The sequence below is a fragment of the Candidatus Palauibacter sp. genome (assembly GCF_965197445.1).
Classification (GTDB): Bacteria; Gemmatimonadota; Gemmatimonadetes; order Palauibacterales; family Palauibacteraceae; genus Palauibacter.
This window is the reverse complement of sequence record NZ_CBDANE010000004.1, coordinates 186,629-202,030: the sequence shown is the minus strand read 5'-3', so window position 1 is coordinate 202,030 and position 15,402 is coordinate 186,629. Positions and strand designations below refer to the sequence as shown.

At 67.3% G+C, this 15,402-nt stretch carries 12 protein-coding genes; 11 read left to right on the top strand and 1 reads right to left on the bottom strand.

The window, feature by feature from the left end; translation table 11 throughout:
• Positions 1–136: 136 nt before the first annotated feature.
• The 10 genes from menC (at position 137) to ACN9M6_RS04615 (ending at position 10,577) form a co-directional block, all read left to right on the top strand.
• Positions 137–1,294 carry an o-succinylbenzoate synthase gene (gene menC / locus ACN9M6_RS04660; protein ID WP_419161756.1) on the top strand — a complete coding sequence of 386 codons (1,158 nt, stop codon included), beginning with the start codon at positions 137–139 and terminating at the stop codon, positions 1,292–1,294.
• Positions 1,291–2,100 carry a GNAT family N-acetyltransferase gene (locus ACN9M6_RS04655; RefSeq protein ID WP_419161755.1) on the top strand — a complete coding sequence of 270 codons (810 nt, stop codon included), beginning with the start codon at positions 1,291–1,293 and terminating at the stop codon, positions 2,098–2,100. The genes menC and ACN9M6_RS04655 overlap by 4 nt, the downstream gene beginning before the upstream one ends.
• 4 nt (positions 2,101–2,104) lie before the next feature.
• Positions 2,105–4,231: a S9 family peptidase gene (locus ACN9M6_RS04650; RefSeq protein ID WP_419161754.1), complete on the top strand. Its 2,127-nt coding sequence runs from the start codon at positions 2,105–2,107 to the stop codon at positions 4,229–4,231.
• Positions 4,228–5,004, top strand: coding sequence for an SDR family NAD(P)-dependent oxidoreductase (locus ACN9M6_RS04645; protein ID WP_419161753.1), 777 nt, complete (start codon positions 4,228–4,230; stop codon positions 5,002–5,004). Before ACN9M6_RS04650 ends, ACN9M6_RS04645 begins: the two co-directional genes overlap by 4 nt.
• A 210-nt stretch (positions 5,005–5,214) precedes the next feature.
• Complete coding sequence (locus tag ACN9M6_RS04640) at positions 5,215–5,769, top strand: VOC family protein (RefSeq protein WP_419161752.1); 555 nt, start codon at positions 5,215–5,217, stop codon at positions 5,767–5,769.
• Between the two features lie 115 nt (positions 5,770–5,884).
• On the top strand, positions 5,885–6,469 hold the full coding sequence (locus ACN9M6_RS04635; RefSeq protein WP_419161751.1) for a helix-turn-helix transcriptional regulator: 585 nt from the start codon (positions 5,885–5,887) through the stop codon (positions 6,467–6,469).
• A gap of 680 nt (positions 6,470–7,149) precedes the next feature.
• The gene (locus tag ACN9M6_RS04630) at positions 7,150–7,413 is read left to right on the top strand and encodes a hypothetical protein (protein WP_419161750.1); all 264 of its coding nucleotides are present in this window, start codon (positions 7,150–7,152) and stop codon (positions 7,411–7,413) included.
• Positions 7,414–7,415: 2 nt separating this feature from the next.
• Positions 7,416–8,552 carry a hypothetical protein gene (locus tag ACN9M6_RS04625; protein ID WP_419161749.1) on the top strand — a complete coding sequence of 379 codons (1,137 nt, stop codon included), beginning with the start codon at positions 7,416–7,418 and terminating at the stop codon, positions 8,550–8,552.
• Positions 8,552–9,175 carry a hypothetical protein gene (locus tag ACN9M6_RS04620; protein ID WP_419161748.1) on the top strand — a complete coding sequence of 208 codons (624 nt, stop codon included), beginning with the start codon at positions 8,552–8,554 and terminating at the stop codon, positions 9,173–9,175. Before ACN9M6_RS04625 ends, ACN9M6_RS04620 begins: the two co-directional genes overlap by 1 nt.
• A gap of 118 nt (positions 9,176–9,293) precedes the next feature.
• Positions 9,294–10,577, top strand: a complete 1,284-nt coding sequence (locus tag ACN9M6_RS04615; protein WP_419161747.1) for a hypothetical protein — start codon at positions 9,294–9,296, stop codon at positions 10,575–10,577.
• Positions 10,578–10,601: 24 nt separating this feature from the next.
• On the opposite strand, the gene ACN9M6_RS04610 is transcribed toward ACN9M6_RS04615, so the two are convergent.
• The gene (locus ACN9M6_RS04610) at positions 10,602–12,296 is read right to left on the bottom strand and encodes an alanine/glycine:cation symporter family protein (RefSeq protein WP_419161746.1); all 1,695 of its coding nucleotides are present in this window, start codon (positions 12,294–12,296) and stop codon (positions 10,602–10,604) included.
• A gap of 216 nt (positions 12,297–12,512) precedes the next feature.
• Between ACN9M6_RS04610 and glgP the strand changes: the two genes are divergently transcribed.
• Complete coding sequence (gene glgP, locus ACN9M6_RS04605) at positions 12,513–14,729, top strand: alpha-glucan family phosphorylase (protein ID WP_419161745.1); 2,217 nt, start codon at positions 12,513–12,515, stop codon at positions 14,727–14,729.
• The last annotated feature ends 673 nt before the right edge of the window (positions 14,730–15,402 follow it).

Below are 15,402 nucleotides of genomic sequence, written 5' to 3'. Positions count from 1 at the left end.
CTCGTCGCGCCTTGTCAGGCGCGCGCCTCACCGCTCTCGGCGCTGACGCGGGGTTTTGTCACGGGCTGTCGGGTTGCAGGTTGTTGGGTCGGTTGTTCCGCCGCTGACGATCCGCCCCCACCCGGAGACGAACTCCTTGTCGACGAGCCCCCTGAGCCTGGTCGGAGTGACTCTGCGGGAGATCGAACTCCCTCTACGGGAGCGGTTCGTGATCTCGTCCGGATGGATGGAAAACCGCCGCATCCTCCTGCTCGAGCTTCGCGACGAGAGCGGCGTCACGGCCTGGTCCGAATGCGTCTGCGGTGACCGTCCCAACTACTCTCCCGAGACCGTGGATACGGCGTGGCTCGCCCTCGGGCGCTGGCTGCTGCCCCGGCTCCTGGGGCGGGAGATCGAAGGTCCCGAGAGCGTCGGGAGCTTGCTCGACGACGGCGTTCAGGGGCACCCCATGGCCAAGGCGGCGATCGAGATGGGCATGTGGGGACTGGCCGCGGAAACGATGGGCGTCTCGCTGTCCCGGCTCGTAGGCGGAACACGGAGCCGGGTCCCCACGGGTATCTCTCTCGGGCTCCAGGCTTCGCCCGCGGAGCTCGTCGCGAAGGCTCTGCAGGCGGTTGAGGACGGCTACCGGAAGGTCAAGCTCAAGATCAGTCGCGAGAAGGACATCGAGTACGTCGCCGCCGTCCGCGAGGCCCTGGGGCCCGACCGACACCTCGCCGTCGACGCGAACGCGGCCTACACGCTGGAAGACGCGGATCACCTGGCGAGACTCGACGAGTTCGGCCTCATCATGATCGAGCAGCCGCTCGCAGCCGGCGACCTCGTGCGCCACGCGCGGCTCCAGGAGCGGCTCGCCACCCCCATCTGTCTCGACGAATCCATTGTCGACCCGGCCACCTGCGAGGACATGCTCGCGCTGGGGAGCGGCCGGATCGTCAACATTAAACCGGGACGCGTCGGGGGGTTCCGCAACGCGCGCCGGATCCACGACATCTCCGAAGGGGCCGGTGTCCCGGTCTGGTGCGGCGGCATGCTGGAGAGCGGGATCGGCCGGGCCTACAACGTCGCCCTCGCATCGATGCCCAATTTCGAGCTTCCGGGCGACCTGTCGCCGAGCGCGCGCTACTGGGCACGCGACATCGTGACACCCGAGTGGACGATGAGCGGAGACGGATTCGTCACGGTGCCGCGCGAGCGGCCGGGCCTGGGCGTGGTAGTGGATACCGAACGGGTCGAAGCGCTGACCCGCCGTGTCGAGACGTTCGCCGCGCCAGCCGCGCGCACCCCGGCGTGACCGAGTTCCGCGCTGTGGAGACGCTCGACGAATTGCGGGCGTGCGTGCGCCTCCAGAAGAGGACCTGGGGCGAGGGATTCTCGGATATCGTCCCCGCCTCGGTGCTGCAGGTATCCCGGAAGATCGGGGGATTTGCGGGTGGGGCGTTCGAGAATGACCGTTTGATCGGTTTCGTCTACTCGCTGTTCGGACGCTTCGAGGGCGTCCTCTCGCACTGGTCGCACATGCTGGCCGTCCATCCTTCCGCGCGGGGACGCGGGCTGGGCCGGGAGTTGAAGCTGTTTCAGCGAGAGGCTGTCCGATCGAGCGGGATCTCCAGCATCTTCTGGACATATGACCCGATGGTGGCGCGCAACGGCCACCTGAACCTCAACCGGCTCGGCGCGAGGGTGCTTCGCTACGTGCCGAACATGTACGGCTCGGATACGGGGAGCCCCTTGCATGCCGGCGGTGATACCGACCGGTTCATCGTGCGGTGGGACCTCGATGGCCCGGAGACGCTCCGGGCGCTCGAAGAGGGGTCCGCGCGGTCGGCCGACCGGCTTGCCGTGCGCGGCCCGGACCCGGCCTGCGTGGTGGCCGGGCCGGAGGGGAACACGGCGGCCGAGGGGCTGCCCGGGGGAGACGAGGTGTTCGTCGAGATTCCGGCGGACGTCGAATCACTGCCCCCACACGGGTCTCTTGTACGCTGGCGTGAGACCGTGCGAGGCGCAGTCTTGACCTATCTCAGGAGGGGATATGCGGTGCAGAGCCTTGTCAGGGAGTTCGAGGCGGATCGCTGCTTCTATGTCCTGCGCCGGAACTGACGCGGTGGGACTGCCGCGCACTGAACGAATCGGAAAGGCCGCGGCCGGGGCGTGGGTGCTCCTCGCTTCCCTGCTCCCGGCCGGGACCGCGGCGCAGCAGGCGCCCTACTCCGTCGAGGACATCCTCGCCGCCCCCTTCGCCACCGATCTTGTCGCCGCCCCTTCGGGTTCCGTGTTCGCCTGGGTCCGATACGACCGCGGCGTTCGCAACATCTGGGTCGCCGATGGACCCGACTTCGTCGGCCGCCAGCTCACAGACTGGACGGAGGACGACGGACAGGATCTGTCGCAGCTGAGGTTTACGCCGGACGGACGTCAGGTCGTCTTCGTGCGCGGCGGGGGACCCAACCGCGCCGGCGAAATACCGAACCCGCGTTCCGAGCCTGAGCCCGCGAACCAGATGGTGTGGGTCGCGCCGCTCGACGGGACCGGCCGGCCGCTGGCCGAAGGGACGTCCCCGGCCATCGCGCCCGATGGCGGGACCGTCGCGTTCCTGAATCGCGGCCAGATCTACACGCGGACGCTCGATGGATCGGCGTCCGCGGGCCCCCTGCTGCGCATCCGCGGCAGCGCGGGCTCGATCGCGTGGTCTCCCGATGGAGGCCGACTCGCCTTCGTCAGCAACCGCGGCGATCACGCGTTCGTCGGGGTGTTCAGCCTGGGTGACCGGTCGATCCGATATCTGGACCCGAGCCTGGACCGGGACGGCAACCCCGCGTGGTCTCCCGATGGGAGCGCCCTCGCCTTTGTCCGTGTCCCCGGGGAGGGAGGGCAACTTCCGTTCTCCCCGATCCGCTCGGCCCTGCCGTGGTCGATCCGCGTCGCCGACCCCGCCACGGGAGCGTCGCGCGAGGTGTGGCGCGCGCTGCCCGGTCCGGGCAGCGCCTTCCAGGGCGTGACGGGGCCCGCGCTGACCTGGCTCGCCTCGGACCAACTCGTGTTTCCCTGGGAGCGCGAGGGATGGCGGCACCTGTATGCGGTCCCGGTCGCGGGCGGCCCTGCCACCCAGCTCACCTCGGGTGAGTTCGAGGTCGAGTACGTTCTGCCGGCGCCCGACCGGGAATCCGTCTATTTCTCATCCAACGAGGGGGACATCGATCGGCGGCACCTGTGGCGAGTGGCGGCGACCGGTGCGCCCGAGGCGCTGACCTCGGGGACGGGCATCGAATGGAGTCCCGCCGTGACGGGCGACGGCGTGCTGGCGTATCTGGCTTCCGACGCGCGGGCGCCTGCCCATGCCGAGGTCCGGACGGGGGCCGAGGGGCGACCGCTGGTCGACGGGTACATGCCCGACGCCTTTCCGTTCGGGGAGCTTGTAGAGCCGCGGCAGGTAACGTTCCGATCCGAGGACGGCATCCTGATCCACGGGCAGTTGTTCCTCCCGCCGGAGTCGGCTGATGGAGCGCGCCGTCCCGCCGCCATCTTCTTCCATGGCGGGTCGAGGCGGCAGATGCTGCTCGGCTGGCACTACATGCGGTACTACCACAACACGTACGCCCTGAACCAGTACCTGGCGAGCCGCGGCTACGTCGTCCTGTCGGTGAACTACCGCAGCGGCGTCGGCTACGGGCTCGAGTTCAGGGAAGCGCTGAACTACGGGGCGCGCGGCGCCAGTGAATACCGGGATGTCATCGCGGCGGGCCGTTTCCTAGCCGACCGAGACGACGTGGATGCCGCCCGGATCGCACTCTGGGGAGGTTCGTACGGCGGCTACCTGACCGCGCTCGGACTCGCCCGGAATTCGGACATGTTCGCGGCCGGGGTCGACATTCACGGTGTACACGACTGGAATATCGTCATCCGTAATTTCGTCCCGTCCTACCGGCCCGAGATGCGCGAGTCCTTCGCCCGGCTCGCCTTCGAGTCGTCCCCCATGGCCTGGATCGACGGCTGGCGGTCTCCCGTACTCCTGATCCACGGCGACGACGACCGCAACGTGCCGTTCTCCGAATCCGTGGATCTGGTGGAGTCGCTCAGGAAGCGCGGGGTCCTTGTCGAGCAACTCGTCTTTCCGGATGAGGTGCACGGCTTTTTGCTGCACCGGAACTGGGTCCAGGCCTTCGAGCGCGCCGCCGGGTTCATGGACACGCAACTCGGCGCCGTGGCGGCTGCGGGAGGCCTGAAGCCGTGACAGCCCGCATCGCCGGACAGCTCGCGCTCGTGACGGGCGCCAGCGCGGGCATCGGCGAGGCCATCGCACGCCACCTGGCCCGCGACGGCGCGAACCTCGTGCTTTGGGCCCGGCGGTCCGACCGGCTCGCTCAGCTGGCGGAGGAGATCGCCTCGACCACCGGGGTGAACGTGCGGACCGGTGTCGTCGACGTCCGCGACCATGAGGCCGTGGTGGCCGAGGCGGACCGGCTCATGGCCGTGACCGGGGCACCCGACATCGTCATCAACAACGCCGGGCTCGCCGCAGGCATGGCGCTCGTTCAGGACGCCGATGTCGACGACTGGAACCGCATGATCGACACGAACGTGAAGGGGCTGCTGTTCGTGACACGCGCCTTCCTGCCGGCCATGGTCGCGCGGGACTCGGGTCATGTGGTCAATATCGGGAGCATCGCGGGTCGGCAGGTCTACCCGCGCGGGAGTGTGTACTGCGCCTCGAAGTACGCTGTGCAGGCGCTCACCGAGGGGTCGAACCTCGATGTCCTGGGTACGGGGGTTCGCGTGTCGGGGGTCAACCCCGGCATGGTCGAGACCGAGTTCTCCCTCGTCCGCTTCGGCGGCGACGATGTGCGCGCCCGGGCGGTGTACGAGGGCACGCATCCCCTGCGGCCGGAGGACGTGGCGGAGGTAGTCTCCTTCGTGCTCAACGCCCCACCCCGCATCAACGTGGCCGACGTCATCGTCCTCTCGAACAGCCAGGGCAGCATACACCACATCCACCGCGACGGATGAGCGTCGCAGGGATCGCTGGACTCTTCATCGCGTGTCTGGTATCCCGCGCGCGTCCGCGATTGGTATGGCCGGCATCTCGGGCTCCGCTTCTCCGAGGGGGAGGGCGCAGGTTTCTTCTGGCGTGAGCCCGACAGCGGAAGACTCGCCGTCAGCCAGCTCGATTTCCTCCACGAGACCACCGCGTCCTTCCACCCCGGTACACAGCCGGTCATGGTTCGCTACCGCGTTCGCGACCTCGGGTCACTGGCCGATACACTGCGCGCAGGCGGCGACCTGACGATTCGGCACGGTCGGGTCGGGTGGATCATCGATCCGGACGGCCAGCGGGTGGAACTCCTGGAGGCGGACGAACCGCCGGGACGTTCCGTCGACCACGGGCGGGTGCAGGGCATCGGGGGCGTCTTCTTTCGCTCGCCCGACCCGGCCTCGCCGAAGACGTGGTACGCGAAGCTCGGGATCCGTCCGGGGCCTGACGGATACGTTACCTTCCCGGCCAGTTCGCCAGACGGGAGCGAGACGTTCACGGCCTGGGAGATCTTCCCTTCGGACACCATCTACTTTGACTCCCGGGGGGAGCCCAGCCCGCACCCCTACATGCTCAACCTGCGAGTGGCGGATCTCGACGGACTGGTGGAGGGACTGCGCACGGCAGGTGTGTGGGTCGATCCGAACCTCGAGTCCTACGACTACGGAAAGTTCGCCTGGATCGTCGACCCCGTCGGCGCCCGGGTCGAACTCTGGGAGCCCGCTCCGCCCGGGAGCTGACGCCGTTCCGGGCCTGGCGCCCCGCTCCCGGGTTCGCGTCACCGAACCTTGACTCGTTCCGATATATCGTAGTATGTTTCGATATATCGAGATCAGTCGGAACGAGGAGAGGGTGATGTTTACGAATCGGGACGGTTTCGGCGCATGGGCGAACTGCTGCGGGCCCGGCGTCTTCCGCTTCAGGGGCGCCAGCGGGTTCGGCCCCAAACGGCGCATCGTTCGGAAGGGCGAGTTGAAGTTCGTCCTGCTCAGATACCTGTCCGACGAGCCCATGCACGGCTACGAACTCATGCGGAGGCTGGAGGAGGAGTCGGGCGGGCTCTATACACCGAGCCCGGGCTCCGTCTACCCCACCCTGCAGCTGCTCGAGGACCAGGGCTACGTGACCTCGACCCAGGAGGACGGCAAGCGCGTCTATCGGCTTACGGCCGAGGGTCGCGCCTTTCTCGACGAACACGGCTCCAGAACGCGCGACATCTTCGGCCGTTTCGTGAACATGGGCGAACGGTTCACCGGGTCGGCAATGCGCGAGGTCACGCGCTCCTTCATCCACCTCGCCCAGGTCAGCTTCGAACGGGCGACGGGTGGGCAGGGTGATCCCGAGACGCTGGCGAGAGTCAAGGCGATTCTCGACCGCGCCGCCCGCGAAATCGAGACCGCGTGGCCGGAACCCGGATCCGCAGCCTCCCGGGAGGTGTGAACGATGTTCGAACTCGCGTTCCTGGGAGTCATAGCCGTGGCGTTCTACCGTCGTCTCACGCGGTCGCGGGGATGGAGCCGGGCCGATCTGTGGCGGGCCCTGACCAAACTGGAACGACGGCTGCGACGCGGGGTCGTCTCCGGTCGGCAGGCGGGACCAGGCCTGATGGCGCAATGCGCGGCCGATTTGAAGAACCTGGGAGAGGATATGCTAGCGGTTATCGGCCCTGAAGCCCGTGCTCGACTCCGACGAAGCGTCCGGAACCGGACATCTCGGCCGGCGCGGGGCCGGGTACACCGGGGTGATGGAGCGATATCAGACGCGTCAGACCCCGCGTTCGCGCGGCTCCAGCGCCGCTATCTGGATGGACGGATCAGCCTCGAGGAATACGTCGAGGTGGCCCGCAGGCTCCGAACGCCACCCACCCCCGGTCCCTTCCGCAACAAGAACGTGTTCGCTGCCGACCAGCGGACCGAGGTACGCACCGCAGGTCGCAGGGACGCCCGTCTCAAGCGAGAAGCCTCCCTCACCCCCAACTCTACCGCCGGTTAGGGGAGGACATTTTTTGTTCGGGAAGCACCGATTTCGTCACAAATTCCACCGATATTGTATCTGGCATCGAGAATCACCGAGCTCGACCTTGGGAGGGAGTTCCGGGAGCGAGTCACACGGGAGGTGACATGCACACCCGGGAGGTCCTCATGAATTCGTTGCGGCGCTCCTTCCCCAAGGTTCTGCTCACGGTGCTCTTGTTCGGCGCGGCCGCTGTCGCCGGAGAGTTCGCCGGTCGATTGATCTCGCCGAGTCCGCTTTCGGCCTCGCAGTGCGAGTTCGACCTCTGCTTCAACTGGATTGACGAAGGTGAGTGCGTTGATTTCGGCAAACCGCCCTTCAGCGCAAACTGCAATTATGTGGGTAGCTTTTGCGAGATGACGCCCTGCTAGCAGTGCCGCGCCTCGGCGAGATCGCGGCGCTGGCCATTCTCGTGGTTGGGGTCGCTTGCGCCGACGAGGGGGTCCGCCACCCCGTCCGAGAGGCGATGCCCGACCCCGCAGGTCCGATGCTGGCGCACGACACTCTTCCCCCGGCGGCGCTCAACTCGGAGGCGGCGGCGCGTTGGGCCGCCGTGCGCCGAGCGATCCTCGACGCTCGGCCGGGGGCGGTCATCGGCACTCTGGAGGGCGGCGGTTCTTCCATGTTCGGGGCCGTAACGGACGTCAAGATCGACGAGCGCGGACAGATCTACGTCCTTGATCGACTCAACTCGGCGATCACCGTTTTCGATTCCGTCGGCACCGTCCTGGCCGGGTTCGGGGGCGAGGGCGAGGGCCCGCTTGAATTCCGCCTTCCCATCGTGCTCGGTCTGCTGGAGGATGGCACTCTGGTCGTGGAGGAACTTGGGGGGGCACTCAAGAGGTTCGAGCGCGAAGAGGACGGGTTCGCGTTTCTGGCTCGCACCCCGATCGGGGGCTTGGCCCGGGCAATGTGCGTGGTTGGAAACCGGATTTTCGCGGAATCGGGGTTCGGGTTGTACGAGGGGCTGCTCGCCGAGTACGCCGCTGACGGCCCGGAGGAGCCTCTGCGGTCCTTCGGGGACGAGTACAGCTACGGTTCAGAGATGACGCGCATGCAGATGAACCAGGGCTCCCTCGCGTGTCTGGCCAACCCCGCGAGAGTGGCGTTCGGGTTCCGCGCACAACCACGCCTGGATCTCTATTCAGCCGAGGGAGATTACATCTGGACCGCGGGTGTCGCGGACTACGTGCAGGGCTGGACCGTGGAGGACACTCGCGATGACGGCAGACCCGTAGTAACCACAGGGGGTTTCCCCAGCGAGTGGCTGGTCGGTCTAAGTGCGGCTTCCGACGACTACATTGTGGCCGTGTATCGGCGCCAGATGTCGGAGACCGCGGAGGCGGTGCCAAGGGCGTACCTGATTGACGCGGCAACCGGGTGGGGCGCCCTGATTGGCACCATGGAGGGGCGCGTGGCCGCCATTGGTCGAGGTCTCTATGTGACGGTGCTGGACGGGCTCTACCCGAGGCTTCGAGTCTGGCACATGCACGCGGGTTCGCCGGGCTGATGCCACCACGCATCTCAAGCTTCGACAGCCGGTTCCACCTCCGTCGCGTCGGAACGCCGGCAGCAATCGGTATTCTGCTGGCCGGTTTCCTCCTCGGCCTAAGCGGTCTTCTCCCGACCCCCGAGTTCTCGGTTCGGTGGCGGACGCGATCTGCGGGCGAGTTGGAGTATCAACCCGCCCGGCGTATCGACGAGGGCGATGAACTCGTGTTGACCGCGATTGTGTCGTCCAACTGTTATTGGTCGAACCTGCCGGAGGTCAAGCGCGCAATCAGGGAGGCCAAGCTGCTGCTGTCGCGACGCGCGGAGGAGGAGGGAATCGGGTTCGCGGCCGTAGGCGTCGCCCGGGACTTGTCGGCGGAGGCGGGAATCGCGCATCTCCGGAAGCACGGTTTGTTCGACGAGGTCAGGGCCGGAAGGGGGTGGTACAACTCCGGCGTCATGGAGTTCATCTACGGCGATTTCGCCGGGCCCGCGATCACCCCCCAACTCGTCATTATGACGCAACGAGTATCATTCCAAGCCGGTGAACGGCGGATGGCGGAGCGGATCGTGTTGACCCGCAAGCTTGGCTCCGACGCTATTGTGAACTGGGTCGATGCCGGGGCACCCCTACCAGAATAGTGGAGCACACGTGTCTTCGGGAATTCAAGTGAACGGGCGGCTGGCGGCTGGTTCCGTCCTTCTGCTCGTCGGAGTCTTCGCTGGAAGCATAGTTGGATCCGCGGATGCGCGGGCGCCAGTGTCGACCGGATATTGCGAGGACGACACGTGCGAGACGCTCCCCGTGCTCGGATTCGACGCGGGCGAACAGTGGGGCGCGGATGCGGGAGGATCGGGCACTAGCTCCGACATGGGGCGCGGCTCGTGCACGACATATCTGTGCGAGGATGCGAGGCCGGCGAGGGGCCGTCCATTTCTGGCCGATCCGCCCGCGCCCGATGTCGCGGATCCCGTGGAGCACCCGCTGTTCGCCTCGCTGCCGGGGGAGACTGATCCCAAGCTGGGGACGGACACGGTCCCTCCCGCATCGTGGAGTTCCAGCCTCTCATCTCGCTGGCGATCGCTGCGGGACGCAATCACCGGAGCTGAGCCGGGCGCCTCCATCGATCTGGCCGGAGGAGCCGGACGCAGCACGTCTCGCCGCATCCTCGACGTGGAGTTGGACCACGCCGGCACAGTCTATGTCCTCCACACCCATCCGCGACGCTCCCCGATCCGGCGGGTTGAAGCCTACGACTCGTCGGGCCGCCTCGTCGGGCAAGTCGACCGGGAGGGCGACGCGGGGCAAGGGCTTCGGGTACCTCGCGCGATGGCGCTTCTCGATGACAGCCGTCTCGCGGTGGTTCAGCAATACGGGGACGTGGCCGTCTTCTCGCGCACCGAGGACGGCTTCGTGTTGGATGCGGGCCGCCCGGTGAACCTCCCGGCGTCGGACATCTGCGGCGAGCAGGGCCGAATCTACGTCACGCAGCGCCGGAGCCCGCGGGCGATCCACGAACTGGAGTCGGGTCCCCGGCGCCAGGGGCGCTCGTTCGGATCGGTCTACGAACACGGATCGGGTCTGGCCCGGAACGCACTATCGGAGGGAATCCTCGCCTGCCTGGAGGACCCCGCCCGCGTCGTGTTCGGGTTTCGGGCCATCCCCAGGCTGGACGCCTATGAGGCCGGTTCGGGCGAGCGGATCTGGACGGCGGGGGTCACGGATTACACGCAAGGAGTGTTCGTGGAGCAAGTGCGGCCAAGGCACGGGATCACGAGTCCGGTGAACTATCCGCGCGAGCGGTTGGCCCGCCTGCTTCCCGTCTCTCCAGAGTTTCTCGTCGCCGTCTACACACGCTCACACACCGAGCCGGAGGCAGGCGTCGAGACGCGCACCTACCTGCTCCACTCGGCCACCGGCCAGGGTGCGATGATAAGCGACACGCTGTCGATCATCGGCGCGATCCGCGATGATACCTACGTCACCGTGGGCGGCGCGACGGGAGCGATGATCCAGTTCAGATACATGCGCCCGGGCGGGTGACCGGCGCCGGCCCTCCTGATTGGCTCACCTCACGTGCCGGTGCCATGGGCTCCGGGTGAAGTAGGACTCCGTCATCGCCTTGATCTGCGGCGCCAGGAATATGAGCGCGATCAGGTTCGGGATGATGACGATGGCCAGGAACACGTCTCCCAGCGCCCACACCACGGCCAGCGGCAGGACCGCACCGATGAAGTGCATCGCGACGAACACGAGCTTGTACGGGATGATCGCACGCGGCCCGAACAGGTAGTTCGCACAGCGGTCGCCGTAATAGCTCCACGAAATCGCCGTCGAGATCGCGAACAGGAAGACGCAGAAGATCACGATGTAGTGGCCCCAGTCGCCTAGCGGCGCGAGTCCGCGCTGGAACCCCATCTGGGTCAGGGGCGCGCCCGTCTCGTAGGCCTGCCCGTAGAGCACCGTCAGCTCCTGCCCATCGTCGGTGATCGCAACCGCGCGCGCCGGGTCCACAGCGCCGCTGAACGGCTGGTCGTGCGCCTCATCCTCGAACAGCTGCGGCACCGAGACCTCGTGCCACGCCACGTGCGGCTCGCTCGTCACGCCCGGCCGCCCCAGCGTGTAGCGGATCGTCCCGGTCGGGTCCGTGGGCACCGAGGAGCCGCCTTCGTCGAGGACGACGTAGCTCAGATCCCCGCCCTCGAGCGCGATCTCGGTGTCGACCTGTTCATTCCAGGCCCCGGTCATGATCACGACGAGCGCGGTCATCGTCACGATCACGATCGTATCGATGAACGGCTCCAGCAGGGCGACGACCCCCTCTGAGACCGGCTCGTCGGTCTTCGCCGCCGCGTGCGCGATGGGCGCCGAGCCCTGCCCTGCCTCGTTCGAGAACAGCCCCCGCCGCACGCCCCACATCAGCGTGACGAGAAACGCCCCGACGCCGGTGCCCGCCACCCCGGCGGTCGGATTGAACGCTTCACTGAAGATGAGCGCGAAGGTGGCCGGCACCTGGTCGAGATTGAGGATGATGATGATCATGGCGCCGCTCACGTACACGATCGCCATGGCCGGAGCGAGGATGCTCGTCACGCGGCCGATGCGCTTGATGCCGCCCAGGATCACCGCCGCCACAATGCACGAAGTGATGAGGCCGGTCGTCCACTTGGCGACGCCGAATTCGGCCAGCATGGCGTCCGCGACCGTGTTGGCCTGGTTGGCGTTCCCCGTGAGGAAGGCCGTCAGCCCCAGCATGACCGCGAAGAAGGCCGCCACGGGCTTCCAGCGCGGGCCGAGTCCCTTCTCGATGTAGTACATCGGTCCGCCGGACACCGTCCCGCTGTACTCGGCCGAGGACTCGTCCACGTCCCGGTACTTCTGCGCCAGCGTGACCTCGCTGTACTTCGTCGCCATGCCGAGGAAAGCCGTCATCCACATCCAGAACAGCGCGCCCGGACCGCCGAGGTGAATGGCGATGGCGGCGCCGGCAATGTTCCCGATGCCGACCGTGGCACTGAGGGCGGTGGTGAGCGCCTGGAAGTGCGACACGTCGCCCGGGTCGTCCGGGTCGTCGTAGCGGCCGGTGGCCACAAGGACGCCATGCGCGAACTTGCGGATCTGCGGCAGGCCCAGCTTGAGCGTGAGGTAGGTCCCGATGCCGAGGAGGAGGAGGACCTGAAGCGTCAGGCGCTCTCCCCCGATCGTGATCCCGAACTGCGCGATGTTCCGGTCGAGCCAGTCGACGATTGTGGCGAAGTCCATGCGGTTTCCCCGTTTCGGAGCCGTGGCAGGAGTAGCGCTGAGTTTGGCCCGCGGCCGCTGAGGCTGCAACCGGGAGGCCCCGGAGGCTGCCGGCATGGGGTCCGGCAGACCTGTCGCAGCATGCCCGGATCGGTAAGTTCGTTCGCGCTCACGGCCACTCGGCACCCCGGCCGGGAGACGACACCCGGAAGAGACACGTAACGCAGAAGGGGGAGCGTGGGTCCAGACGGCGAAGCGATCACGGTGGATGACCGCCGACCACCCGGCCTGCCCGACCGGATCGGGCGGCTGTGGGAGTTCGCGACCGACATCTCCTGGACGTGGAACCGGGAAGCGCGCGCCATCTTCCGCAGCATCGACCTGCCCATATGGCGCCAGACCCGCAACAACCCGGTCGCGCTGCTGCGGGGGATAGGCGACGAGCGCCTGCAGGCTCTGACGCGCAACCGGGCCTTCCTGCAGCGGTACGACGCGCTGTGCGAGACTCTGGACGACGCGGCGGCCTCCGAGTCGACCTGGTTCGGGCGGCGGCACCCCGAGTTCGCCGACAGCCCGGTGGCGTATTTTTGCGCCGAGTTCGCCCTGCACGAGTCCATCCCCATCTATTCCGGGGGACTCGGCGTGCTGGCCGGAGACCACCTCAAGGCGGCCTCGGACCTCGGCATCCCTCTCGTGGGGGTCGGGTTGATGTACGCGCACGGCTACTTCGACCAGACGCTGGGACCCGACGGCTGGCAGGAAGACGCGGACAACCCGCTCGATCCCGGCCTGACGCCGCTCGAGCGCCTGAGGGCCGCGGACGGGGTCCCGTGGCTCACCTGGATCTACGGATCCGGTCGCCGCATCTACATCGGGGCGTGGAGGGTCCGGGTCGGCCGCGTCTCGCTCTACCTCCTCGACACCGACCTCGATGAGAACGACCCTGCGGACCGCGGCCTCTCGCACCAGCTGTACGCGGGGGGCGTCGATCACCGGCTGCGCCAGGAGGCGCTCCTGGGCGCCGGCGGCGTACGGGTGCTGTCGGCGCTGGGGATCGAGCCGAAGGCGTGGCACGCGAATGAGGGCCACGCCGCGTTCATGATGGTCGAGCGCGTGAGAAACCTGATTCGAGACGGCCTCTCCTTCCCCGACGCCGTGGCCCGCGTCCGCGCCTCGACCGTATTCACGACGCATACCCCTGTCCCCGCCGGACACGATGTGTTCTCGCACGAACAGATGCGTGACTGGACCGGCGAGAAGTTCTGGGAGGAGATCCACCAGCGGGATGAACTCCTGGGGCTGGGACTGCACCCGCAGGATGAAGGGAGGGACCGCTTTCACATGACCGCCGCGGCGATCCGGCTGGCGCGGCGAGTGAACGGCGTCTCCGAGCGTCACGGCCACGTGAGTCGGGAGATCTGGCGCGGACTCTGGGGCAGCCGGCCGGCCCGGGAGGTGCCGATCGGGCACGTGACCAACGGGGTGCATCTCGAGACGTGGATGAACGAGGAGATCGTCGGCCTGCTTGACGCCTGTCTGCCGCCGGATTGGCAGGACCGGCCCCACGATAAAGCGGTGTGGCGTGGGGTACGCGAGCTACCGGCGGAAGCGCTGTGGCGGGTGCGCCACCGGCTCAAGCTCCGGCTCCTCGACCTGATGCGCGAGGAGGCCCGGCGCCGGTGGCGGGAACACTGGCCGGAAGCGGCCCACCTGATCGGAGCCGGGATGCTCATGAGTCCGTACCCGCTGACGATCGGGTTCGCGCGGCGCTTCGCCGCCTACAAGCGGGCGGACCTCGTCTTTCGCGACCGCGACCGGCTCCTCGCGCTGCTGTCCGGACCCGGCCGACCCGTGCAACTCGTCTTCGCCGGCAAGGCGCACCCGAGGGACGAGGAGGGCAAGCGAGTGCTGCAACGCGTGTACGAGCACACGCGCGACCCGGGATTCGAGGGGCGGATCGCCTTCATCGAGAACTACGGACTCCACACCGCCCACTGTCTCGTCGAGGGCGTCGACCTGTGGCTCAATCTGCCGCGGGTTCCGCTGGAGGCGTGCGGGACGAGCGGGATGAAGGCCGCACTCAACGGTGTGCCGCAGCTCGCGACGACGGACGGGTGGTGGGAGGAGGGGTTCGAAGGAGACAACGGGTGGACCATCCCTCGTGCGCCGGACGGTTCGTCCGAGGAAGAGGTGGACCGGCACGACCACGAACACCTGTTCCGGCTTCTCGAAGACGAGGTCGTCCCCCTCTACTACGACCGGCCCGACGAGGGTCCCTGGGACGGTCCTCCGGCCGGGTGGCTCGAGCGGGCCCGGCGTGCGGTCGAAGTCGCCGGAGCCCGGTTCACAGCCGGGCGGATGGTGCGGGAATACGTCAGCGACTACTACGTGCCGGCTCTGCGCGGGAGCACCGACGGCGACGATCCGCCAACCTCGACCCGATCTGGCGAGTAGGCCACCTGAGGCATGCAGCCTCTCTCCACACCCGTTACTAGCCCTCTCTTGAAACGCGCCTTAGGCTCCACCCGAGGCGTGCTCACGCTGTGAACCAACACACTTAGGCCCTCGCCTTGCTGAAACACCAATTCAACCTACCCCAAGCGACGTGGCGTCAACTCAAACGCGAACTGCGTCAAACCGATGCCGCCTCGTGCGCCGCTGCCATCGGAGGTCTCCTCACCGTCCCTCGCTTCGCCGCCTACGATTTCCGGCTCGAAGCCCTTGCGCACCTCACGGTTGCATACGCCCGAGGGAACCAGCCTCTCACTCCTCAACGTGCACTTCACTGGCTTGACGGTACCCTGACTCATTCCACCGTCGTCCAGATGGAAGAGCTGCCTGAGGATGTATTCGTTGCGAACGTCCACACGGCATCCGGAAACTACCGGTTGTTCGACGGTCCATGGGACTCCGCTCACGCTCATCTCCAGCAACTGCTAGACTGCCTACTACTCCCCCCTGATCCGCAGTCTTGGGGCAGCATTACGAAACCAGTCCAGCGGCTTCTCCGTCTCAGTGATACGATCGCTCAGCGATCCGAGTTCTCCCGCTGGACACCTCCTGCGGATCCACCTCCGTCCGGCACGTTCGGTTCTCTTCCAGACCTCGAATCTGCCGGACATCGGGT